This window comes from Pseudomonas sp. AU12215 (assembly GCF_001675465.2).
GTDB classification, from domain to species: Bacteria; Pseudomonadota; Gammaproteobacteria; order Pseudomonadales; family Pseudomonadaceae; genus Pseudomonas; species Pseudomonas nitroreducens.
The window spans coordinates 1-24023 of the sequence record NZ_MACM02000026.1; the positions used below are offsets into that span (position 1 = coordinate 1).

The 24023-nt window shown below is 66.5% G+C and carries 12 protein-coding genes; 2 read left to right on the top strand and 10 right to left on the bottom strand.

Features of this window, described 5'->3' with window-relative positions; all coding sequences use genetic code 11:
- Positions 1-548, bottom strand: a 548-nt coding sequence (locus A9513_RS07450; protein ID WP_065084364.1) for an ABC transporter substrate-binding protein, incomplete at its 3' end; no start/stop codon positions are given.
- A 177-nt stretch (positions 549-725) separates the two neighbouring features.
- Here A9513_RS07450 and A9513_RS07455 point away from each other — a divergent pair.
- On the top strand, positions 726-1502 hold the full coding sequence (locus A9513_RS07455) for an IclR family transcriptional regulator (protein ID WP_037010593.1): 777 nt from the start codon (positions 726-728) through the stop codon (positions 1500-1502).
- 6 nt (positions 1503-1508) lie between these two features.
- On the opposite strand, the gene A9513_RS07460 is transcribed toward A9513_RS07455, so the two are convergent.
- From A9513_RS07460 to A9513_RS07475, 4 genes are all read right to left on the bottom strand, one after another.
- The gene (locus A9513_RS07460) at positions 1509-2057 is read right to left on the bottom strand and encodes a cysteine dioxygenase family protein (protein WP_065084365.1); all 549 of its coding nucleotides are present in this window, start codon (positions 2055-2057) and stop codon (positions 1509-1511) included.
- A gap of 121 nt (positions 2058-2178) precedes the next feature.
- Positions 2179-2943, bottom strand: coding sequence for a precorrin-6A synthase (deacetylating) (gene cobF / locus A9513_RS07465; protein WP_065084366.1), 765 nt, complete (start codon positions 2941-2943; stop codon positions 2179-2181).
- A 179-nt stretch (positions 2944-3122) separates the two neighbouring features.
- Complete coding sequence (gene metE / locus A9513_RS07470) at positions 3123-5450, bottom strand: 5-methyltetrahydropteroyltriglutamate--homocysteine S-methyltransferase (protein WP_065084367.1); 2328 nt, start codon at positions 5448-5450, stop codon at positions 3123-3125.
- A 109-nt stretch (positions 5451-5559) separates the two neighbouring features.
- On the bottom strand, positions 5560-6354 hold the full coding sequence (locus A9513_RS07475; RefSeq protein WP_065084368.1) for a helix-turn-helix domain-containing protein: 795 nt from the start codon (positions 6352-6354) through the stop codon (positions 5560-5562).
- 86 nt (positions 6355-6440) lie between these two features.
- On the opposite strand from A9513_RS07475, the gene panB reads away from it, so the two are divergent.
- Complete coding sequence (panB, locus tag A9513_RS07480; RefSeq protein ID WP_065084369.1) at positions 6441-7265, top strand: 3-methyl-2-oxobutanoate hydroxymethyltransferase; 825 nt, start codon at positions 6441-6443, stop codon at positions 7263-7265.
- Positions 7266-7337: 72 nt separating this feature from the next.
- Here panB and A9513_RS07485 read toward each other — a convergent pair whose 3' ends face one another.
- The 5 genes from A9513_RS07485 to A9513_RS07505 are packed head-to-tail and all read right to left on the bottom strand — an operon-like array spanning position 7338 to position 23720.
- Positions 7338-9437, bottom strand: coding sequence for an HlyD family efflux transporter periplasmic adaptor subunit (locus A9513_RS07485; protein ID WP_065084370.1), 2100 nt, complete (start codon positions 9435-9437; stop codon positions 7338-7340).
- 5 nt (positions 9438-9442) lie between these two features.
- Positions 9443-10783 (bottom strand): efflux RND transporter periplasmic adaptor subunit, encoded by a 1341-nt coding sequence (locus A9513_RS07490; protein WP_065084371.1) that lies wholly within the window; start codon positions 10781-10783, stop codon positions 9443-9445.
- Positions 10776-11561: an efflux RND transporter periplasmic adaptor subunit gene (locus A9513_RS07495; protein ID WP_065084372.1), complete on the bottom strand. Its 786-nt coding sequence runs from the start codon at positions 11559-11561 to the stop codon at positions 10776-10778. Before A9513_RS07495 ends, A9513_RS07490 begins: the two co-directional genes overlap by 8 nt.
- Positions 11542-13092 (bottom strand): TolC family protein, encoded by a 1551-nt coding sequence (locus tag A9513_RS07500; RefSeq protein WP_024764709.1) that lies wholly within the window; start codon positions 13090-13092, stop codon positions 11542-11544. Before A9513_RS07500 ends, A9513_RS07495 begins: the two co-directional genes overlap by 20 nt.
- A gap of 38 nt (positions 13093-13130) precedes the next feature.
- Positions 13131-23720, bottom strand: a complete 10590-nt coding sequence (locus tag A9513_RS07505; protein ID WP_065084373.1) for a VCBS domain-containing protein — start codon at positions 23718-23720, stop codon at positions 13131-13133.
- Positions 23721-24023 lie beyond the last annotated feature (303 nt).

Genomic DNA, 24023 nt, shown 5'->3' on the forward strand with positions numbered 1-24023 from the left:
CCGAAGCCGGCCTTGATGCGCCCCAGGGCCAGGTCGCGGGTGAGGTCGGCGAGGGAGTCGTAGCCGCGCACTTCCTTGAAGATGCCGCGCTGGTTGAGCTTGTCGATGAAGATGGTGCCAACCTGGGCGCCAACGATCTCGCCCTTGAAGTCATCCATGCTGGTGTAGGCCTTGTCGTCGTCGGCGCGTACCACCAGGCCTTCGCCGTACTCGAACACCGGGTCGGAGTACTGCACCACTTTCTCCCGCTCGGGAGTGCGCAGCATGGCGGCGGAGATCAGGTCGATCTTCTTCGCGGTGAGCGAGGGGATCAGCGCGGCGAAGGTGGTCTGGGCGATTTCCACTTCGAAGCCGCCGGCCTTGGCCACGGCCTGCGCGGAGTCGACCATCATGCCCTGGATGCTGTTGGTCTTGACGTCGAGGAAGGTGAAGGGAACGCCGGTGGCGGTGGCGCCGACTTTCAGAGGTTCGGCCTGGGCGGCCAGGGATGCGGCGCAGCTGGCGACGAGCGCGAGGGCGCAGGAAAACACGCGGAAGCGAGGATGCATGGATGAACTCCCATTTGACGCGGTTTGTTGTCTTTATGCGTTATGGATAGCCTCGAGTATCGGCAGGAGGCATTGGTCGCAATATAAATGATTTACAAAAATCGTAAAGAGATTTATAAATATCGCATATCGATATTTGCAGTCTAATAAGAACCTGATCCTTCGCAAGGACGAGACATGAGCGACAACGAAAACAGCCTGTTCAACCAGTCGCTGGAAAAGGGCCTGGCCGTGCTGCGTGCCTTCAACGCGCGCAGCCGCACCATGAACCTGGCGGAAGTGGCGGAGGCCGCCGACATTACCAAGAGCTCCGCGCAGCGGATGATCCATACGCTCGAAGCGCTGGGGTATGTCTGCAAGCACCCCCAGACCAAGCGCTTCCAGCTGACCCCGCAGGTGATGGAGATCGGCTACAACTACCTCGCCGCCGACACCCTGGTGGACGTCGCCAACCCCTTCCTCGCGGAGCTGGCACAGACCACCGGCGAAACCACCAACCTCACCGAGCCGGTGCGCACCGACATGCTCTACGTGGCGCGCTTCGTGGGGCCGAAATTCATCCCGATCCACCTGCCCATCGGCAGCCGCATCCCCATGTACTGCACCGCTTCGGGCCGCGCATTCCTCAGTGCGCTGAGCGACGACGAGGTGCTGGAGCTGCTGCGGGACAGCGACCTGTCCAGCCACACCCAGTACACCCGCACTTCGCTGGAGGAAATCCTCGCCGAGATCGCCGAGATTCGCCGCAAGGGTTATGCGATCAACAGCGAGGAACTGTTCCTGGGAGACATGGCGGTGGCTGCGCCGGTACGCAACAGTCAGGGCCGCCCGGTGGCCTCGGTACACGTAGTGGCGCCCACCAGCCGCTGGAGTCGCGAGGATGCCGAGCGCCGCCTGGCGCCGGCGGCCATTGAGTGCGCCAGGGCGATCAGTACGTCGATCAGGACGCTGTAAGGCGGCTCAACCGTTGTGCTCCACCTCGACGAAGTGCCGTGTGCCGGTCTCGACATCGTAGATGTGGTAGTTGTTCATCATCCGTCCGTACAGGTGCAGGCTGACTGCCCGTGTGCGCTCGGCCGGGACGCCGGTGACGTGGAGGTGGTCGGGATTGGGCACGAAGCTGGTCACCGCACCCGGTGGCAGCAGGATCATGCCGCCCTTGACCAGTTCGATGCCGTCGTCTCGCGAGCGGTCGGCCGAGAGGCAGACGTAGCTGCGCTCCTCCAGCACGCCTTCGATAATGCCGACCACACTCCAGCTGCCGTGGTCGTGAACCGACGTCCACTGGCCCGGGGACCAGACCAGGGCATAGAGCGACAGGTAGATCAGGTTGCGCGCATAGTGGGTCGGGTCGCTCTGGTAGTGGTGCGCTTCGATGAAGTCACCGGTATGGGCGAGCAGTTCCATCATGAAGGGTGTCAGCGAGGCCACGCACTGGCAGGGTTCGGATTCCTCGCGGCTCAGGCGGGTGGCCTGGTCGATGAAGCGGGAGAGGGTGGCATGCGGCATGAGCGGTGCGCTCCGGCGGGTGTTGGCGACACAACGGAAGTCACTCTAGTCGCTTTTGCCGAGCCTGCCCGGAACCGCAGGGCGCAAACGCCGGCAGAGGTTATCCGCCCTGCGTGGTTGCTCAATCGCCTTTCGGCGCGCGCCGCAGCAGGTAGGTGTCCATGATCCAGCCGTTGGCCTCGCGGGCTGCCCGGCGGGTGCGCTGGATGTCTTCAGCAACCTCGACGAGCCTGCCGCTGCGGAGGATTTCATCGGGCGTGCCGACGTAGGCGCCCCAGTAGATTTCCAGCTGCGGGTCCTCCAGTTGGCGGTAGGTGTCCTCGGCGTCGAGCATCACCACGACACTCTCTGCGTTGTCCGGGAAACCTTCGGCCAGGCGCCGACCGGTGGTGATCTGTACCGACTGGCCGATGGCATTGAGCGGCACCCGGTGGCGCGCCGCGAGGGCCTGCACGCTGGTGATGCCGGGGATGACCTCGTAGTCGAACTGCACGCGCCCCTGGCGCAGGATCGCGTCGAGGATGCGCAGGGTGCTGTCGTACAGCGATGGGTCGCCCCAGACGAGGAAGGCGCCACACTGGCCCTCCGGCAGTTCATCGCTGATCAGCCGCTCGAAAACCTGCTGCTTGGCGTGGTTGAGGTCGCGCACCTGCCCGGTGTAGTCGCCTTCGCGCACGCGCTCGGGGCTGTCGGCCTCGACGATGCGGTAGTCGGAGTGGTTGACGTAGCGTAGCAGGATGTCCCGGCGCAGCCGGTTCAGCTTGTCCTTGCTCGCGCCCTTGTCCATGAGGAAGAACACGTCCGCGCGGTTCATCGCGTTGATGGCCTGGACGGTGAGGTACTCGGGGTCGCCTGCGCCGATGCCGATGATGAGCAGCTGCTTCATGTCTGGTCCTGCGTGCCGTGGATCGAAGGGCTTCAAGACTACGCCTGTCCGGCGACGCGCTCATCTACCGGACCGACGCGGTAGCAGTAACGTAGGGCGGATAACCCGGTACGGGTTATCCGTTGTGGCGGATAACGCCTGGGGCGTTATGCGCCCTACGGGGCGTCATCGACCCGCGTTCAGCCCAGCAGCGCCAGGTCCTTGCGCAGCTCGCGGGCGGCCGCGACCATGTTCACCAGCGCCGCCTCGGTTTCCGGCCAGGCGCGGGTTTTCAGGCCGCAGTCCGGGTTGACCCACAGACGCTCGGCGGGGATGCGCTGTGCCGCCTTGCGCAGCAGCTTGACCATCTCGTCCTTGCCCGGCACGCGCGGCGAGTGGATGTCGTAGACGCCTGGGCCGATCTCGTTGGGGTATTCGAACTTCTCGAAGGCCTCCAGCAGCTCCATGTCCGAGCGCGAGGTCTCGATGGTGATCACATCGGCGTCCATGGCGGCGATGGACTCGATCACGTCGTTGAACTCGCTGTAGCACATGTGGGTGTGGATCTGCGTTTCGTCGCGCACGCCGGAGGCGCACAGGCGGAAGGCTTCGGTGGCCCAGGCCAGGTAGCCGCCCCAGTCGTTGCGGCGCAGCGGCAGGCCTTCGCGGAACGCGGCTTCGTCGATCTGCACGATGCGGATGCCGGCGGCCTCCAGGTCGACCACTTCGTCGCGGATCGCCAGGGCCAACTGGCGTGCCTGCTCCTCGCGCGAGATATCCTCGCGCGGGAAGGACCACATCAGCATGGTCACCGGGCCGGTCAGCATGCCTTTCATGACCTTCGCGGTGAGGCTCTGGGCGTAGCGGATCCACTCCACGGTCATCGGTTGCGGGCGGCTGAGGTCGCCGAAGATCACGGCCGGCTTCACGCAGCGTGAGCCGTAGCTCTGCACCCAGCCGAAGCGGGTGAAGAGGTAGCCGTCGAGTTGCTCGGCGAAGTACTCGACCATGTCGTTGCGCTCGGCCTCGCCGTGTACCAGTACGTCAAGGCCCAGTTGTTCCTGGATTTCCACGGCATGGCGGATTTCGCTGTGCATCGCCTCGGTGTAGTCGGCGGCGCTCAGTTTGCCCTGCCTGAACGCCTGCCGCGCGAGGCGAATGGAGGCCGTCTGCGGGAAAGAGCCGATGGTGGTGGTGGGGAAGTCCGGCAGGTCCAGGCCGGCGCGCTGCTTGACGATGCGCTGGGCAAAGGGCGATTGGCGCTGGCTGTCGGCGGCATTCACGGCGGCCAGGCGGGCCTTCACCTGCGGCTTGTGGATGCGCGGCGAGGCGGCCCGGCTGGCTTGCACGGCGCGGCTCTGCTCCACGGCGGCAAGGACATCCGGCGCCTGCGGTTCATTGACGGCGCGGGCGAGCAGGGCAACTTCGGCGCACTTCTGCACGGCAAACGCCAGCCAGCTCTTCAGCTCGGTATCCAGTTCGTCCTCGCGCTCCAGGTCCACCGGGCTGTGCAGCAGCGAGCAGGAGGGGGCGACCCACAGGCGTTCGCCGACACGGTCATGGGCGTAGCGCAGTACTTCCAGGGTTTTCTCCAGGTCGCAGCGCCAGACATTGCGGCCGTTGACCACGCCGAGGGAGAGAATCTTGTAGGCCGGCAGGCGGTCGAGGATGCTCGGGAACTGCTCGGGAGCGCGCACCAGATCGAGGTGCAGGCCATCCACCGGCAAGCCGGCGGCCAGTCCCAGGTTGTCGTCCAGGCCGCCGAAGTAGGTGGCCACCAGCTTCTTCAGCGGCTCGCTCTGCAGCAGGTTGTAGGTGCGCTCGAAGGCGTTCTTCCAGGCTTGCGGCAGGTCGAGGGCGAGGATCGGCTCGTCGATCTGCACCCACTCCACGCCTTGCGCGGCGAGGCGGCGGAAGATCTGGCCGTAGAGCGGCAGCAGGCGCTCGACGAGGTCGAGCTTGTCGAAGTCGCTGCCCTTGGTCTTGCCCAGCCAGAGGTAGGTCAGCGGGCCGATCACCACAGGTTTCACCGTGTGGCCGAGGGCGTGGGCTTCGTCCACTTCCTCGAACAGTTGCTCCCAGCTCAGTGCGAACTGCTGTTCAGCGCTGAATTCCGGGACGAGGTAGTGATAGTTGGTGTCGAACCACTTGGTTAGCTCTTGTGCGAGAAGGGGCTGGGCGTGGGCACCACAGCAGCCGGTGCTGCAGTTCGTCGCCACGGCGCCGCGCGCCATGGCGAACAGGGTCTGCAGCGTCGGTTTGGCATCGCCCCGGTCGCGGAAACGCTCGGGGATCACGCCGAAGGTCAGCGAGTGGGCCAGGACCTGGTCGTACCAGGCGAAGTCGCCCACCGGCAGCAATTCGATGCCGGCGTTCTTCTGCACCTGCCAGTGGGCGGCGCGAAGTTCGCGGCCGACGGCGCGCAGGCCGGCTTCGTCCAGTTCGCCTTTCCAGAAGGCTTCCTGCGCCTTCTTCAGCTCGCGGTCGCGGCCGATGCGGGGGAAGCCGAGGTTGTGTGCGAACGCCATGTGAATCTCTCCATTGAATCAACGATGGGGAAATTCTCCGTGGCGCGCCTTCATGAGACAAACTCAATGTTCTCGTGATGAACATAAGATTTACTCATGTTGGTTCGTGTCAGATTCCCGCACGCATCTGCCGCGCCAGGGCTCCTGGCGAGGTCCTGAGCTGGCGTTGGAACAGTTCGATGAAGGCCGAGGTGGATTCATAGCCCAGCTCGCCCGCGATCAGCGTGACCGACTCGCCGCGTTCCAGCCTCGGCAGCGCCGCGAGCAGCCGTACCCGCTCGCGCCACTCGCGGAACGACAGCCCGGTCTCGTCGCGGAACAGCCGCGCCAGGGTGCGCCGCGAGGCGCCGACGCGCTGTGCCCAGTCTTCGATGCCCAGCCGCTCGCCGGGGTGTTCCTGCAGGTGATCGGTGACCCGCCGCAGGCGGGCATCGCGCGGCAGCGGCAGGTCCAGGCCGGAGTCCGGCGCATTGTGCAGCTCATCCACCAGCACCTGCATCAGCCGGGCTTCCGGCCCTTCGTCAGGGTAGTCGCTGGCGAATTCGCTGGCGCGCTGGATGAGGTTGTCCAGCAGTGGCGAAATCTCCACGACGCGGCACGGCCCCAGCCCGGCGGCGATCTCCGGGGCCAGGTAGAAACTGCGGAACACCACGGCGGTGCGTGCCCGCACGCTGTGCGTGACCCCCGCTGGCAGCCACATGGCGCGCCGGGGCGGGATGAGGCAGGCATGCTGCTCGGTGCTGGCCTCCAGCACTCCGCTGGCGGCGTACATCAGCTGGCCCCAGGGATGGGTATGCGGCTCCACGCTGTGGCCGGCCGGCATGTCGAAGGCGCGCAGCCAGACCGGCCGGGGCAGGGCGGCGAAGCCGGGAAGCGCCAGAGGAACCTGTCCCGTCGACGGCATAGCTTGTCTCTCTCACGGAAGTGGGCCACTTGATGCCGATGGTAGCGTCTTCCCCGATCAATATCAGCCCGTGAAGAGGAAACCGCATGAGCAGCCATCGCCCGCAACAACGCCTGTCCACCCTGGAGATTCGCCAGCGCCGCGAGCCCGGCAGCCTGGTCGTGCTGACGGCTTACTCGGCACCCATGGCGCGTTTGCTCGACCCGCACGTCGACGTACTGCTGGTGGGCGATTCGCTGGGCATGGTGCTCTACGGCCTGCCGGACACGCTGGCCGTCAGCCTGGACACCATGATCGCCCATGGCGCCGCGGTGGCCCGTGGCTCCCAGCGCGCCTGCGTGGTGGTGGACCTGCCTTTCGCCAGTTACCAGGCCTCGCCGCAGCAGGCCTTCCTGGCCGCCGCGCGGGTGCTTGCGGAAAGCGGCGCGCAGGCCGTGAAGCTGGAGGGCGGTGCGGAAATGGCCGAGACCATTGCGTTCCTGGTCGAGCGTGGCATTCCGGTGATGGCGCATATCGGCCTGATGCCGCAGAAGGTCAATGCCCTGGGCGGCTTCAAGGTGCAGGGCAAGGAAGAAGCCGGTACGGCTCGGGTGCTGCGCGATGCCGAAGCGGTGGCAGCCGCCGGGGCGTTCAGCGTGGTGCTCGAAGGCGTGCTGGAACCCTTGGCGCGACAGGTCTGCGAGCGGCTGGAGATCCCGGTGATCGGTATCGGCGCGTCTCCTGCCTGCGCCGGGCAGGTGCTGGTGAGCGAGGACATGCTGGGGCTTTCCGGCGAACAGATTCCGCGCTTCGCGCAGCAGTATGTGCGGGTGGACGAGCTGATCTCGGCGGCGGCGCAACGCTTTGCCCGCGAGGTGCGCGAGCGGCAGTTCCCGCAGGCGCGGCATTGCTTCGGGATGGCGAAGGATTGACGCGCTGGCGCCGGAGCGGGGCTCGTCCCTGCGGACGGATCACGGCGGTGCCCCGTTCCCGCAGGGTGGCTGCTAGAACCCGCTTTCGCGCAGGGCGACTGCCAGCAGGCGGGTGAAACCTTCGCCCAGCCAGCTGCGCCTGGCGCCCTCGATCTGCAGGTGCCCGCGGGTCTCGTGCAGGCCCGGCGGCGCGCCATCGAGCTTCACCAGCACATGGAACAGCGCCGGGTTGGGCACCAGGGTATCGCCCTGCGGGTTGACGTTCAGCGGGCCGCCGTAGCGCGAAGCGAGCATCGGTTGCTCCAGCTGGCTGATGCGCGTGGTGCCGATCAGCACCACCTGGCCTTCGATGGGGCTGGGCACGCCCTCGGGGTAAAAGCGCACGCGGCCGCCGTCGGTGAGGCGCTGCACTTCGTCCTGCTTGACGTAGGCATCCACCAGCCAGTGCCGCGGGTCCACCAGTACGCCGATGGGCTCGCGGGTATTGATCCACTGGCCGGGTTTCCAGTCCGGGTTGACGTCCCGCCACTGGCCGGCAAAGGGCGCCTGGAGGTTCAGCCGCGCCATTTCATTGCGGGCGGCCCGTGCCTGCTGGTACTCCACACCCAGGCGCTGGCGGGTGACGGCTTCCTCGGCGAGGCCGGACGGGTCGGCCAGCATGCCGGCCAGGCGGCCCTGGTAGCCACGGATGCCGGCTTCGCTGCCGCGCACCTTGGCGGCGATGTCGGGCTCTTCCATCACCGCGAGCGTTTCCCCCTGGCCGACCGCGCCGCCAGGGCGCAGGTCGCGCAGCAGTGCCGGGAAGGGGGCATAGACGTGCAGTTGCTGCGCCGCGCGGGCCACCCCCATGGCGTGCACCTGGGTGCGCCATGGAATGGCGAGCAGGAGCAGCACGCCGCCGAGCACGGCCAGAAAGACCAGCTTGCGGCGCGGCTTCACTTCCGCGCGGCGCTGCCACCAGACCTTGAGTTCGCGCCACACGGGCTGAACGATGAACCAGCTGATTTCCACGGCGAACAGGAAGATCCCCAGCAGTTTGAAGAAGAAGTAATAGACCGCCACGGCGATGCCGAGGAACAGCAGCAGGCGGTAGACCCAGGTGCCAAAGGCGAAGGCCACCAACGCCCGGCGCTTACCGGTCGGGAAGTGCTCCGGCCAGGGCTCGTCCAGCCCCAGCAGGTTGCGCCGCAGTGTCGTGCGGGCCAGGGCGCCGGCGCGCTCGTGCAGGTTGGGGAAGTCGAGCAGGTCGGAGGTGATGAAGTAGCCGTCGAAGCGCATGAAGGGGCTGGCGTTCAGGGCCAGCGACAGCGCCCAGCTGGTGGTCGCCAGGTACAGCAGCGCATTGCGCAACGGGCCCGGATCGGCCAGCGCCCAGCCCAGTGTGGAGAGGCCGGCCAGCCCCAGTTCGGTGATGATCCCGGCGCTGGCGATCGCCAGGCGCTGGCGGTTGCTGCGCAGCTTCCAGCTCTCGCCGGTATCGGTATAGAGCATCGGCCACATCACCACGAAGGCGATGCCCATGTGCGCCACCTTCAACCCCAGGCGCGTCGCCACCAGCGCGTGGCCCAGTTCGTGGAGCGTCTTGGCCACCACCAGGGCGGCGGCAAAGCTGAGCAGCCCCTCGAAGGAGAAGGACTCCACCACGTCATGGGTGAAGGTGTCCCACTGGTGCGTCACCAGCACGATGCCGGCGAGGCTGAGCAGCAGCACCAGCATCGCCACATAGCGATTGAACAGCCAGTCGAGGCTGCCGGCGATGGCGCGCAGGAAGCGCTGCGGGCGAATCAGCGGGATGCGGAAGAACAGGTAGTGGTGTAGCCACCAGTTCCAGCTCATCCAGGAGCCGCCCTCGCTGCGAGCCTGGAGCCGCGCCAGGGCTTCGGCGCCGGGGCGGAGCAACTGGTGCTGTTCGAGGAACTGGCGAAAGCCCAGCACCTGCTCGGCCTCGGGCTTGAGGGCGGTCTGCTCGGCGATCTGCTCGCTGATCTGCCGGGGCGTCTGCTCCCAGCGCAGCAGGCATTCGAACTCCAGCCAGCCGATGCGGTAGAAGCGGTTGAGCACGCTGTCGTGAATCACCCACACCGGCTCGCCGTCCGGGCCGGGGGCTGCTTCGTCGAGGCGCAGGTCGTCACGCAAGGGCGGGGTGGGCAGGTCTTCGGCGGCGATCTCCATCGAAGCTACCAGCCTGTCCAGGCACGCAGCGAAGCCAGGGGCCGCCGCAGCAGGTAGTAACCGAGCACCACACGTTCGCCATAGAGCTTGGCGGTGCCGTGCAGGCCAAGACGGGCGTGGGGCGGCGCGTCCTGCACGCTGGCCAGCAGGCGGTAGGAGGCCACGCCTTCTTCACTGGGCTTGGCCTGGTAGCTGGTGTCGAGGATTTCCCCATGCAGCGGGTCGAGCGGGTAGGCGGTGAGGAACAGCGCCACCTTCGCCCCGGGCTCCAGTGCTATGGCGTCGGCGACCGGCAGCTGGATGCGCATGCCCGGCGCCTTCGGGTCGGCGATCTGCAGGATGCGCTCGCCGGTGACCACCGGTTTGCCCAGCCAGTCGTTGGGGTCGCTGTACACGGCCACGCCGGCACGCGGGGCGAGCACGCGGGTGCGTGCGAGCTGCGCCTGCACGGCGGCCAGTTCGGCCCGGCGCTGGCGGGCGCGGCCGTCGAGCACCGTGAGTTCGCTCTTGCTCTGCGGATTGTCGAAGGCCCGCTGGCTGGCGGCCATGAGCTCGGCATCGGCCACCGCGACTTCCTTGCTCAGCACGTCGGCGCGGCTGCGCAGGGTGGTTTCGTCCAGCTCGAAGAGCGGAGTGCCGACCTCCACGCTCTGGTTGGGGCGAACCAGCATCTTGACGATGACCCCGTCGATCGGCGAGCTGATCACCTGGGCGTTGCGCGAGACGACCTCCGCCGGTGCCAGTGCCGTCTGCCGCACCGGGATCAGCAGCAGCGCGGCCAGCGCGATGACGGCGACCAGCACCTGGCGTTTGCTGGGCCGCCAGTAGCGCAGTTTGCTGCGCGGACCGAAGGAGGCCCAGGCGTGCGCCCAGGTCTGCCAGATGCCTTGCAGCAGCGGTTGCAGGTTGCGCGCCGGTGCTTCGTCGAGGAGGAACAGCACCAGCCCCAGGCGTTTGCCCGCACGGTCGTGCAGCGGCACGCACCAGAGGCCGGCCGGCCACCATTCGCCCCAGCCTTCGGCGATATCCGCCGGCGGCGCAGTGGCGTCACGGGCCAGCCAGGCGGGCGTGGCGTCGGGCAATTGCGTGGCAACCCAGCGGCTGGCGCGTTCCAGCCAGACCAGGTAGGGCGAATCCTCGGTGGGCTTGGCCAGGCCGGACACCGCCAGCAGTTCGTTGCGCGTGTCGTGGCAGGCGAACACCAGCGCCTGGTGGAAGCGCAGCAACGGGAACAGGTCGTTGGCGATGCTGAAGGCCAGGCCGCCGAGGGAGTCGGCCGCCAGTGCCCTGTCGCGTACATTGGCCAGGCTCAGCAGCAGCTGGGGTGGCGGCAGCAGCTCACTCATGGCTTTCGGGGAAGCGCGCGACCCCGCTCATGCCAGCGATCAGTTCCGGGTAGCTGGCATCCAGCTTCGCCTCCAGTTCCACGGTCTGCGCCACGGCGTCGACGCGTGCGTTGATCACGCTGACCTTGGCCGGGTAGTGCTTGCCGGTCTCGTGGATGTCCACCTCCAGCGGCATGTCCGGGCGCAGGTTGGGCAGCATCGAGGAGGGCACGTTGAGGCGCACTTTCAGCGCGCCATCGCTGACCAGGTCGAACAGCGGCGTGCCGGCGGAAACCGTCTGGTACGGCTTGACGTAGACCTTGGCGATACGCCCGGAGAAGGGCGCATCGACCAGGCAGTAACCGGCCTGCGCCCGCGCCAGGGTGAGAGCGCCGTCGGCCTTCTGCAGCTCGGTATTGGCCATGGCGACCTCCAGGTCGCCCACCGCCTCGAGCTTGCGCAGGTTCTGCTTGGCGGCGAGGTTGGCGCGGGCCATGTTCAGCTCGGCGGCGGCGACCTTGGCGCGGGCGTTGACTTCGACGCAGTTGAGCTGGGCCAGCTCGGTGTCCTTGGCGACCTTGTCGCCCAGATTGGCCTTGAGCGCGCCAAGGGTGCCGTTCATCTGCGCTGAGAGGGTGGTTTCCAGGGCGGAGACCAGCAGCACGCGGATGGCGCCGGGATCCTGGCTGTCGGGCAGTGGCGGCAGGCCGCTGGTGGCATCGTCGGCCAGCGCCGGCTGCAGGAACATCAGGCACAACGGGAGAAGCAGGTACGACGGTTTACTGCGCAGGTGCGGCATTGGCGCTTCCTTGTTGACTGCTCGGGGTGCTGCTGGCGAGGAGGTTGGTGCTGGTCTGCTGTTCGAGGGTGCGCTGGATCTCGCGGGCCAGTGTCTTCACGTCGTGGTTCTCGATCTCCTTGGGCATCACCTCGAAGCCCACCGAGTTGTACAGGCGGCCCCAGGCGGCCTGGGCATCGGAGTAGGCGGCCTCGCGCTGGTAGCGCGAGAGCAGGTAGCGACCCTCGGCGCGGATCAGCTCCAGCTCGCTGCCCAGGGCGGCGCCACGGGCGGACTGCGCATAGCTGAGCAGGCTCTGGTCGACGCGCAGGCTCTCGTCGGCGAACTCCACTTCCTGGCGCGCCAGCTGGTAGCGCAGCAGGCCGACCCGGACCTGGGTGAGGATGGCCATGGACAGCGCGGTGCGGCGCATGTCGTCGGTCTTCTCCTGGCTCGCCTCGGCGGCCTTGATGTCCGGGTACTGCGCCAGACGCAGCAGGTTCATCGAGACGTTGATGCCGGTCTGGTTCCAGTCGTTGTTGTACAGGTACTTGTTGGAGTCGTACTCGTAGCCGTAGTTGAAGCTCACGTTGGGCCACAGCTGGGCCTTGGCGATCTTCAGGTCGTTCATGTCGACGCGTTTGCGGTACCACTCCTCCATGATTTCCGGGCGGCGCTCCAGGGAGAGGCGTTCGAGCTGGTCGATGTTGTTGGTCACCAGCGGCAGCGGCTGTTCGCCGACGTCGGCCAGGACCATTTTCGTGTTCGGCGGCAGCGACATCAGCGCGGCCAGCTCGGCGCGGGCGAATTCCAGGTCCTGGCGGCGCACGGTGAGCATGTATACCGAGTCGAGCAGGGCGCGCTGGTAGGCGAGGATGTCCTGGCGCGGCAGCAGGCCCTTGCCTTCGGCCTCGCGGGCGGAGGTCAGGGCGCGGTGGGTGCGCATCAGCAGGCCGTCCACTTCCGGCAGCAGGCGCTGGGCGCCCAGGGCGCGCCAGTAGGCGTTGCGCACGTCCTGCAGGACGTTCTGCGCGACCTTCTCGCGGCGTTCCTCGGCCATCAGCATCTGGTCGTTCTTCTGCTGGGTGCGGTAGTAGGCGACGCCGAAGTCCAGCAGGCTCCAGGACAGGCCGAGGCTGTAGAGCTGGCGGTAGCGCTCCTCGGACGTCGAGGGCCGCAAGCTGACCTGGCGGTCCTCGATGCCGATGGAGGTGCCGCCCGAGTCGTTATTGCGCCCGGCATAGCCGGCGGAGGCGACCACCCGCGGCAGCATCTCGTGGCTGGTGACGTCGCGCAGGTCGGAGGCCAGCGCGCTTTCCAGCAGCTTGAGGCGGTAGTCGAGGTTGTACTTCAACGCGCGCGCGGAGGCTTCGTAGAAGGTGATCGGCCCGCCGACCGGTTCCTGCTCCTTGTACATCCGTGCCTGGTCCTCGATCACCCGCTGGCGCATTTCCTCCTCGGTGTAAGGCTTGGGCTCGAACGCCGAACAGGCGCTGAGCAGAATACTCACGGTGATGGTGGCGCTCAGGCATTTCAGTGCATAGGCGGGCATGTTCTGTCCTTGATCGATCTGAATGGGTCGCATGTTCCTCATTGGCCACCGCTCCGGCGCTGGGCGGCCTCACGCAGCTGGGCACGGAAGCCCGGTGCGGTCTGCGCGGGTTTTTCCGCCTTGCCCACCATGTCGGCGGGGAAGGGCGCCCACAGCGAGGGATCGGGCAGCAGGCCGTCGGCGCTCAGGCTGATGACGCCGTGGCGGCCGTCGACCCAGTTGTTGTCCAGGGCTGCCGCACGGCGGCTTTCGGCGACGGCGCGGGCGACGAACTGGCCCTTCACCTGGCCCAGTTGCGCACCCAGCGACGGGCTTTCGATCTCCGGCGTGGCGAAGAACTCGACGTTGCTGCCGTCGGCGCCCCAGCCGGAGAGCGACAGGCGCTCGTCGATGCGCTCGACCACCGGCTGCACGAAGATCGCCGGGTCGACGTCGGGTATCCGATCACGCGGGTAGCCGTCGTCGCCGAAGCGGTCGAAGTGCGGACCCGGCGGGATGTAGGGCGTGGCGATGTTCAGGGTGATGGTCAGCTGCGCCTGGTCGGTAAGGCCGGCCAGGTCGCTGATGGTGTAGGTGAAATAGTCCTTGAGGATCTGCCCCAGGCCCGCAGCGGCGAGGACTTCGCGATTACTCAGGTCGATGGTGTAGGTGTAGCTGCCGTCGGCATTCAATACGAGCGTGCCGTAGCGACCGGCAATGGGCTGGCCGATGACACCGGCTGTGCCGCTGGCGGTTTCCTCGCCGGTACGGATGCCGGTGACGGTCAGCTGGTCGCCGCCATCCACGTCGCTGTCGTTGGGCAGCACGTTGCCGCTGGCCTGCGGCGCCGGGGTTTCGTCGCTGGCAACATTGCTGTCGTCGCGGGCTACCGGGTTGTCGTCGGCGCCCCGGATGGTGACAGTCAGGCGGGCGTCCGAAGTTGCGCCGGCAGTGTCGCGCATGCGGTAGGTGAACACTTCGCGAAGGGTTTCGCCGGCGGTGCGCAGGGCTTGCACCGTCGGGTTGGCGTTGTCCACGACGTACTGGTAGCTGCCGTCGGCGTTGATCGTCAGTTTGCCGTAGAGCCCCTGGAGCACCTGGCCGGCGCTGACGGTGTTGCCATTCTCGCCGGTGTAATGGACCACGGTCTTGGTCTCTCCGTACTGCACGCCATCGACATCGGTGTCGTTATCCAGCACGTTGCCGCGCGGGTCGACGCCGGGGGTGCCATTGTTCACGCCGCCAGCCTCGACGGCGGTGGCGGTATCGTCACTGGCGATGGGCGTGTCGTTGCGGCCGTCGATGGTGATGGTCAGCAGGCCGGGCGTGGCGCCGCCCCAGATGTCCGCGCCGAGGTAGGTGAACTTGTCCTGCAGGGTCTGGCCGCTGGCGCGCAGGGCTTCGACCTCAGGCAGCGTATTGTCGAGCTCATAGCTCCAACTGCCGTCCTGGTTCAGCGTCAGCGTGCCGTACTGGCCGCGCAGTGTCTGTCCGGGTGCGCTGGCGTCGGCCGGCAGCGGGCGGTCGCCGGTCCAGAACGCCACCACGTGCATCACGTCCTGGGGAATGCTGGTGATGGTGTCCGGGTCGGTGTCGTTGGCCAGGACGTTGCCGGACGGGTTGCTGCCCTGCACGTTGTTGTGCAGGCCGCCATCCTCCACGGCAGTTCCGAAGTCCGGCTCGGTCACGGGTGGGTCGTTGCGCCCGCGAATGATGATGAACAGCGTTGCCTGGTCGTTGAGGCCACCGTCATCGGTCACCTGATAGGTGAACGCCTCGATGGCGAAGGCCAGCGGTCCGAGCGAGACGATGGTGGGATTGGTGCTGTCGACGAAGTACTGGTAACTGCCGTCTGCGCCGATCACCAGGGTGCCGAACAGACCCTGGATCGTATGGCCATTGGCGCCGGTGGTGCCCGCGGGCACCGGCGTCAGCGGAGGATTGCGGTTTTCGGCGCCGATTCCGATGCCGGTGATCACCAGGTGGTCGCCGGCATCGACATCGGTGTCGGCGCCGAGCGTGACGCCCAGTGCGCCCAAGCCCGTGATGACATTGCCGGTAGGATTGCGCCCGCCGCTGCCGTCGAGGTTGGCCACGGCGTAGTTGATGTCGTCGTTGGCCACCGGAGCGTCGTAGCGGCCTTCGATGGTGATGGTCAGTTGGGCAATGGACGTGGCGCCCGCCGTATCGTGCATGCGGTAGGTGAAGGTTTCCACCAGGCTGTCGCCGAGTTTGAGTGCCTGCACCGCGGCGAGGCTGTCGTTCACCGTGTAGGTGTAGGTGCCGTTGGCATTGAGCACCAGGGTGCCATAGCTGCCGGCAATCACGCCGCCGCTGGCGGCAAGGTCGATGAGCGTACCGCCGGCGGCTTCGGCGCCGGTGCGTGCGGCATCGACCACCTTGGTTTCGCCGTAGGCGGCACCGTCCACGTCCAGGTCGTTGGGCAGAACGTTGCCGGTAGCGGGAGCGCCAAGGGTGGTATTGAGCGTGCCGCCAGCTTCGATGGCGGTGCCGGTATCGTCGGCGGCGATGGGAGTGTCGTTCTGCCCGTGGATGATCACCGTGAAGGTTCGGGTGACGGATTTGCCCTGGCCATCGCTGACGGTGTAGGTGAACACCTCGGTCAGTGTGTCGTTGTAGGTGCGCAACGACTGGACCGCCGGGTCGAGGTTGTTGACCAGGAAGCGGTAGCTGCCATCGGCATTGAGCAGCAGCGTGCCGTGATTGCCGGCCAGGTCTGCTCCCACGGTACCGTTGGCGCCACTGGGGCTGACCACCGCGGTGATGGTGAGGACGTCGCCATCCGGATCGGTGTACGAGCCACGAATGCTGCCAGTTGGGTCCAGGCCCGGAACGTTGTTGAGCAGCCCGCCGGCCTCGGTGGCGTGGATCACTACCGGTTGCACGATGGGTGGGTCGTTCACCCCGGTCACGGTGATTACCAGTTGCGCCAGGTCGGTCAGACCGCCGCTGTCGTGGATGCGGTAGGTGAACACCACGTCGAGGGACTGGTTGGCGGTGAGCGCGCGGATGGCCGGGTCGGCGCTGTTCACCTCGAAGAGGTAGGTACCATCGACGCCGATGGTGAGCTGGCCAAAGTTGCCGCTGATGATCGTGCCGTTGGCCAGCCGTGCGGCGGTGCCGGTGATGCTGATCGTCCCGGCGACGGTGGTCAGCGTGCCGCCGGCAGTTTCCAGGCCGGAGCGCACACCATCAACCCGGAGCCTGTCGGCATTGGGCTTGTCCGCGTTATCGACGTCGGTGTCCACGCCGGTGCCCGGAGCGCCGGTGATCACGTTGCCACTGGCGTTGACCGGCGCCGGGCTGCCGTCGCTGGCGCCTGCGGTGGCGGTGTTGTGGTCGTCCACGGCCACCGGGGCATCGTTGGCGCCCTGGATGGTGATGGTCAGCGTGGCGATGGCGCTCAGGCCACCCTTGTCGGTGACCTGATAGGTGAACACCTCGGTGAGGGTTTCCCCGGGCGACAAGGCATTGACCACAGGATTGCTGTTGTCGACGACGTAGCGGTAGGAGCCATCGGCGTTCATCGTCAGGCTGCCATAGAGGACCGGCAGCGTCGCCGGCGCGCCGGGAGCAACCGGGAAGATGCGCCCGCCGCCGATGCCGTCGTAGCGCACCAGGCTGACGGCCTTGGTCTCGCCGTAGACCGTGGAGTCCACGTCGGTGTCGTTGAGCAGCACGTTGCCGATGGCATCCGCACCGGGGCTGCCGTTGTTGGTGCCGCCGGACTCAACGGCAGTGCCGGCGTCGTTATGCGCAATCGGGGTATCGTTGGCGCCGTGGATGTCGATGGTCAGGGACGTCGAGCTGCCGAGGCCGCCACTATCGGTGATGAAGTAGCCGAAGGAGTCGCGCAGCACGTCGCCGGCGCTACGCAGGGCCTGTACCGCGGCGTTGGTGTTGTCGACCACATACTGGAAGCCACCCGTGGCCGTGATGTACAGCGTGCCGTAGCGGCCGGCAAGGGGGGTCACGCCGGAGGCCGCCACGGTCGCGAAACCGCCGATGGAGTTCTCCACGCGGGTGACCTTGAGCACGTCGCCGTTGGTGGCGATGTCGACGTCGGTGTCGTTGTCCAGCACGTTGCCGGTCGGGTCGACGCCCGGGTCGGCATTGTTCAGGCCGCCGGCTTCGATGGCGATGGCGAGGTCGGGGTGGGCCACAGGCGCATCGTTCACCGGGTCGATGACGATGTTCATCGTGTTGATGGCCAGCAGCGCGTCTTCGACTGTTTCGCCGGGAATGCCATCGTTGTCCGCGTCGCCGAAATTGCCCTGGTCATTGGTGGCCATGGTCAGGACTTCGACGTTTCGGCCGGTGTTGAAGTCCTGGTCGCCCTTGTAGTAGATCTGGCTGAGCAGCACGTTGATCTGCTGCAGGGTGCCGGTGAGCACGAGGCTGCGACCGGCGCCCGCGGGCGGCGTGTCGTTGGGGCCCGGTGCCGTCCCTGTCTGCCAGAGCACCCCGTGCATCACGGTGAGGGTCACGGTCATGACGCCGTTGGCGTTGCCGGCATTGACGTCCACGTCGCTGGTGGCCAGGCCGACGATGTGCAGTACGGTGTCTTCCTGGCCATGCTGGTCGGCGACGGTGTTGATCGGCGCTTCGTTGATATGCACGTAGCCGGCATTGGCGATGCCGATGGCGCCTTCGCTCAGGTTGAGGTTGATGTTGCCCAGGCCGACGGTGGCCGTTCCGGTGTCGGTATCCACGCGAACGTGGAAGCGGTTGTTGCTGGCCTGGGCGAAGTTCTGCGCCACGGCCACCAGGTAGTTGCCCGAGGGCAGGATGGCGAACTGGTAGGTGCCGTCGGCGGCCGTCGTGGTGCTGAAGGTACGGTCGTCGGCGTTGCCGAACACGCCGTCGTCGCCGGCCCAGGTCAGGGTCACGCCGATGCCGCCCAGGCCGGGGCCGTCAGGCGTCACGCTGTTGGTGGCCGACCGGGTGTCATCCCACAGGGTGCCCCGCACCACGCCCATGCCGGCGCCGTCGCTGAGGATGTAGTTGTTCAGCCCGCCGACGCCGTCCTGGCCGGTGCGTTCGCCATCGACGCCGCCGGCGGTCAGTGGCCGCGAGCCGCCCCAGCCGGCGTTCTCGAAGCTGGTGGGCAGGCTGGTCCAGGTCAGCACCGCGGAGCTGTTGGCATCGTCGGGAACGATGGTGTTGGGCAGCGTGACGCTGTAGACCACTTGCACCTTGTCGTTGACGTTCAGCTGGTCGAAGTTGAGCACCACCTGGCCGCCCACCACGCTCGCGGTGACGCCCGCCGGCAGGTTGCCGGTGGTGTAGCTGGTACCGTTGATGACGATGCTCTGGATCGCGTAGTCGCTGCCGCTGGGGAACTGGTCGCGCAGCACGACGTTGTAGGCCGGTACTTCGCCGTTCTGGGTAAAACTGACGGAGACGGTGGCGTTGGTCGTGCCCGCCACACTGCCGGCGGCGATGTCGATGACCGATTTATCCATGCCGGTGAAGCTCGGCTCCACCACATGCTCGAAGATCGTGGCGCTGTGGCCGCGATCGACCCCGGCACCGGCGCCGACGTGTTCGAACACATTCATGCCCAACTGGGCTCCGGACTGGTTGCTGGCGATGTTGGCGACCCGGACGTTGAATTCCAGGATCACGCCTTCGATATCGCCATCGTTCACCTCGGTGTTGGTCAGGTTGCCCAGGTTGAAGGTGATGGTCCGGCCATCAGGGGAAATCTGCAGGCGCCCGCTGTTGATGTTGAATATGCCGGTGGGCTTGTCGCCGGACAGGTCAGGGTGGATCGGTAGTGACACGTCGCTGTTCTGGTTGCCGACCATGCCCAGGGTGCCGCCGCTGATCAGGTCGGTGGCGTCGGTGCTAAGCCCGCCGATGGCGCTGGAGCCCAGGGCGATCAGGATATTGTTGAGATCGGCGGGAATGAATTCCAGTCCGGGAGCCAGTTCGATGCGGATCTGGTAGTTGGGGTTGTCGCCGGTGGGTACCACGACTGCCACGCGGTACCGGATGATCTCGCCGACCACCACGGTTTCCTCCAGGCCGGCGGTGTCAGTGGCACCGGAGGAATTGGTGGCCGGTGGCGTGGCATCGAGGCCGCCGACGCGGGAGACCTGGATGCCGTTGGTGACGGGAATGAACAGCGTGTTGATCTGCCGGTAGTCGTTGAGCACCCCGGAATTGAGCAGTCCATCGTCGCCGCCGCGTTCGCCGGCGCCGGTGTCGGTGGTGTTGCTCAGGCCGTCCAGGCTGGTCCAGCGCACCACGACGTTGTTTGAAATGACCGCCTGGCCGGCTGCCGTGGCGTTCACCACGCCTGACAGGGAGATGACGATCTTGCCGCCGTTGGCGATGTCGATGTTCGCGCCATTGGCGGTAACCAGCTGGCCGTTCTGGATGATGAAGTCCACGCCGGTATTGTTTGTGGCGCCGCCGCTGTAGACGATGCCGGTGATCACTATGTTGTCCATCTGCGTGGGCAGGATGTTCAGCAGGCTGAGGTCGAAGGCATTGATCCCGGACGTGTTTTCGATGGTGATGTCGAAGGTGACCGTGTCGCCTTCGTCGAAACCGCCGAAGGTGGGGGTGGAGTTGACCTTCTGCGTCACCGTGAGGGTCGGCTCGACGATGCTCACCGAGGGCTGCTGCGCGCTGGTGACTGTGCGATCCACCGCCGTGGCGCCGTTGGGCGTATCGCCATCGGGGTCGCTGTAGGTGATCTGTGCACCGTTGTTCAGGGTCACGCCCTGCTGGTTGCCCTGCACGTTGCTCGCCACCAGCACCAGGCGGATGACAAAGGCGTTGTTGGCGACGTTGTTGTCCGCGGTGGAGCCCGCTGCACTGAACAGCAGTTGCAAGTCGGCACCATCGCTACCGTCGAGGGGTGGGGATGATGTACTGACAGTGACGTTACCGTTGAAATCTTGCGTGAGCGCGAGGCTGACCGGTTCTCCATTACTGGAGGTCCTATTGACGATGATCTGGTAGCCGGCTCCGTTGAAAGCCGTGGTATCCAGGCGCAGGCCGGGCGGGATCAGGTCGGAAAGACGCAGGTTGGCGGTGCCGCCTTCGGGCAGCGTGACGACGATGTCGTAGGTCATCTTCTCGCCGATCACCAGGTTGCTGCCGGTGGTGTGGCCGGCGCTTGAGGCGTCGTTGGGGGGGCCGTCGTTCTGGTAGGTCTTGGTGATGGTCGGCGCCGCCACCTGCTGGTTGGCGACCTCGACGATGTCCACCGGGGTGAAGTCCTGGCCGCCGTTCACGCTGGCATAGTTGGTCAGCGCGGCGCTGGTCTGCAGCGTACGCGAGGCGAGGATGGCGTTGTCCACGGTAACGTCGTAGGTGATCACCACGACGTTGGCGCCGGAGACATCGTTGGCGGTGCCGGTGCGGCCGGCGAGCAGGGTGGCCTGGTTATTGGCGTCGAGGAAGGTGATGCTGTTGCCACTGACGCTGTAGTCGACGCCCAGCACCAGCAGGGTGCCGTCGCCGCGATGGATCTGCAGGTTGGCCGTCGCGAGACTGCCGCCGACGAAGGCCAGCCCGCCGGGCAGCGTGATGCTGGTGGCGACGTCGAAAGCGCCGCCGCCGCCGGTATTCTTGATCGCGGTGGCCAGGCGCAGGGTGTCGGCGCCGTCGATGCCGCTGACGTTGCCGTCCACCGCCGCGAGGCTGGTGACGCTGCCACTGAAGGGTACTCCCGTGGTACCCGGCTGGGCCCAGGTGCCGGTGGTGCCGGTGACCGTGCCATTGGTGCTGGAAACCACGCCGTGCTTGATATCCAGCACCGGTTCGGCCACCGACTCGATGACCGCCACATCCGAGGAAATCAGCACTGTCTTGTCGATGGTGGTGGTCTGGCTGGATTGCGCCAGGACGTCCAGTTCGCGCTGGTCGGCGAAGGGCTGGTCGCCCACGACCATGGTGAACTGCACCTGCACCCGGCCGCCATTCAGGCCGCCGGAAGCGTAGTTGCCGAAGTTGAATATGATCGAATTGCCGGCGCCGGTACGCACGCTGTCCGGTACATCGCCGATGGTGTTGCCGGCGCCGAAGGTCCATTGGCCCACGCCGGTGCCCTGGGTCCAGTCGGTGACCTGCGAGGCGAGCAGCGGCAGCGGCAGGTAGGCGGTCAGGGTGAAGTTCTCGTAATCGGCCACCAGCAGGTCATAGGTGATGGTGAAGGTCACCACGTCGCCAGGGCGCAGCTCACCGTTGCCCGGCGGTGCGCCGCCGTTGACCTGGGTGAGCTGGATATCGATGTTGGAGGTCTTGATGGTGCTGGTGGTGCTGGAGCCGTCGGTCTGCTCGCCGCCGGTGTTCAGCGCGTCGCGTAGCACGGTGGCATCCACCAGCGCATTGTTGCTGACGCTGTCGCCCTCGTTGAGCTGGTCGTGGGGCGGGTGGTCGGAGGTGTAGGTGGTGTCGATGATCGCGTCATAGACGACGGACAACCGCGTGGCGCCTTCCTGGATGTCGTCGTCCCAGAGATCGCCGAACAGCGCGTAGAGCCCCGGCCCCTGCACGGCGGCGGCAATGGAGGCACCGATATCGAAGACCAGCGTGGTACTGCCATCGGCGTTCACCGTGGCGGTGTAGATCACCGGGATCACCTGCGATCCACCGTGTTGCTGGATGACGATGCTTGGCGCGTTCGCGGCGGAGAAGGTCTGGCCGTCGCTGAGTTGGTCGGTGATGGTGAAGCGGCCTTGGCCGAGGATGTTCTTGCCGAAGGCGTAGAAGTCGGAAATGGCCACATCCATGGTGTAGCGCAAAGTATCGCCGGGGGTGATGCCGGGGGTGCCGACATCGGTCTGCAGGTTCACCGTCTTGAGCAGGGTGATGGACTTGGCGACGAAGGCGACACCCGCGCCGTTGCCGGTCACGGTAAAGGGGTAGCCGTCCGGGTCGATCGGGCGGTCGCGCGGGTCCAGCGGATTCCAGTCGCCGCTCACGGTCGCGGTGCCGAAGGTGATGGTGCGCGGATTGCCGGTTGTTGGATCGAGCACCGGCCGCCCGGCGGCGTCGATCTCCGGGACGTAGAAGCCGACCGAGGTGGTGCTGGCGGCGCTCAGGGTGTCGTAATGGATGGTGTAGCTGGCGACGAAGGCATTGGGATTGTTCAGGGCCGCGGCGATCAGCGCCGGGTCGGTCAGCACGGTGCCGTCATGCAGGGTGATCGAGGACAGGGTGCCGCCAGCGCCGGGGGTGATGGAGCTGACATGCACCTGGTCGGGTACCGTCTGGGTGACCGTCACGTTGGTCAGGGTCTGGCCGGGGGCCGGGGTCACGGTGACCGTTTCGGTGCGGGTGAAGTTCGGGCCGGTGACGGTTTCGCCCTCGGGCATATCCACCGTCTGGGTGACCGACAGCAGGGTCGGGGTGACCACGAAGCTGTGCAGCGCGGCTTCCACCAGGGTCGGATCCTGCGCGGGGTTGTTCAGCGAGTCGTTGCCGTATTCGAAGCCGCCGCGGGCGTTGATGGTGAGGTTCGGCGCGCCGTCGGAATAGCTGGTATCGGCCAGGTTGCTCAACTGCGCGGTGACCTGGATGTCGATGGCCGGCTGGCCGACGGTGACGCTGGCGTAGGGTAACTGCAGCACCACCATCTGGTCGCCCGGCTTCATGCCGACGCTGGCGGCGTTGATCACCAGGGCGTTGCCATTGGCGTCCTTGGCCAGTGGATGGGTGGCGTTGCCGCTGCCGTCGAAGGTGACGACGAAACTCTTCACGGACTGGCCCAGGTAGCTGGCGGAAACGAAGGTGGCGCCGTCGTTGCCGTCGCGGCCGGTGGCCGGCATGAACAGGTCGATGTAGGGGGCGTAGCCCACCTGCGTGGAGGGGTTGCTGAAGATGACGTCGAAGGTGAAGGTATCGCCCAGGCGCACCGCCGCGCCGCCACTGCCCATGGCTACGGTGGGGCTGGCATTGGCCAGCAGGCCCTGGAAGTCCGTCAGGGTGCTGGCGCTCAGGGCGATGGTCTTGTCGACATCGCCTGCGCGCACTTCCAGGTTCCAGTCGCCGCCGGCGCGGGTAGCGCCGGTGGCATTGCTGGAGGCGCCGACATCCGCGCCGGTCCAGCGCGCCAGTTCGTTGACCAGCGCCTGACCGGCGCTGCCCGAACCGACGTCACAGCCGTACAACTGGATATCCGCCCCTGCATTGAGTTCGCCGCGCCAGGCGCTGAGGCGATCGCCGAGCTGATCGACGCTCTGGCGGGTGAAGGTCTGGTTGCCGAGGGTGAACTGGCCGGTGGCGCCGTGGGAGAAGATCTGGATCGAGTCGACCTTGCCCAGTTGCGTCAGCGCGCTGCTGATTGCCGCGATGGCGTCCTGGCCGGCATCCACTACCAGGGCGGTGGTGCCCACCGGCAGGTTGGCGGCCAGCTGGTCACGGTTCTCCAGGCGAGCATCGATGACCACCAGGTTGCGCGGCGCGGCCTGCGCGGGCGCCGCCGCCTGGGCCCGAGCCTCGACAGCCGTGGCCGGCTTGGCCGTGTCCTTGGCCTCGGCTCCCGTACTGGAGTCGTGGTGCTGCTGGTCGACGGCGGCGGCAGCGGCACCATCGAAAAGAATGCGTTGCTCCAGCGCGAGCGCGTGGGCGGCGGGCTGGAAAAGCTTCGAACGATACTTGGCCTGCATTTCCCTAATTCCGGCTGATCAATATCGAGAGAAAAAGCAGTCCTACGCATATCTGCTTACGCAATTGACGCTAGTACCATTCCGAATTATCGCAAGCAGAACAGCGACATAAGCGACAGGTAAGTAACAGGAGTCTTACAGCCCATCGCTGGCTCCTACGCTGTACGCGGCTTCCAGACGAATGGATCCTACATAGCGGCATTTCGCCGCCCGTCAGACGCCTATTCCGACTTTGGCTACGCTTGAGCGAGCGGTCCATGAGAGACCGGAGCAGGGCGCCGGAGCGCCGGGGGTTGGGGATGG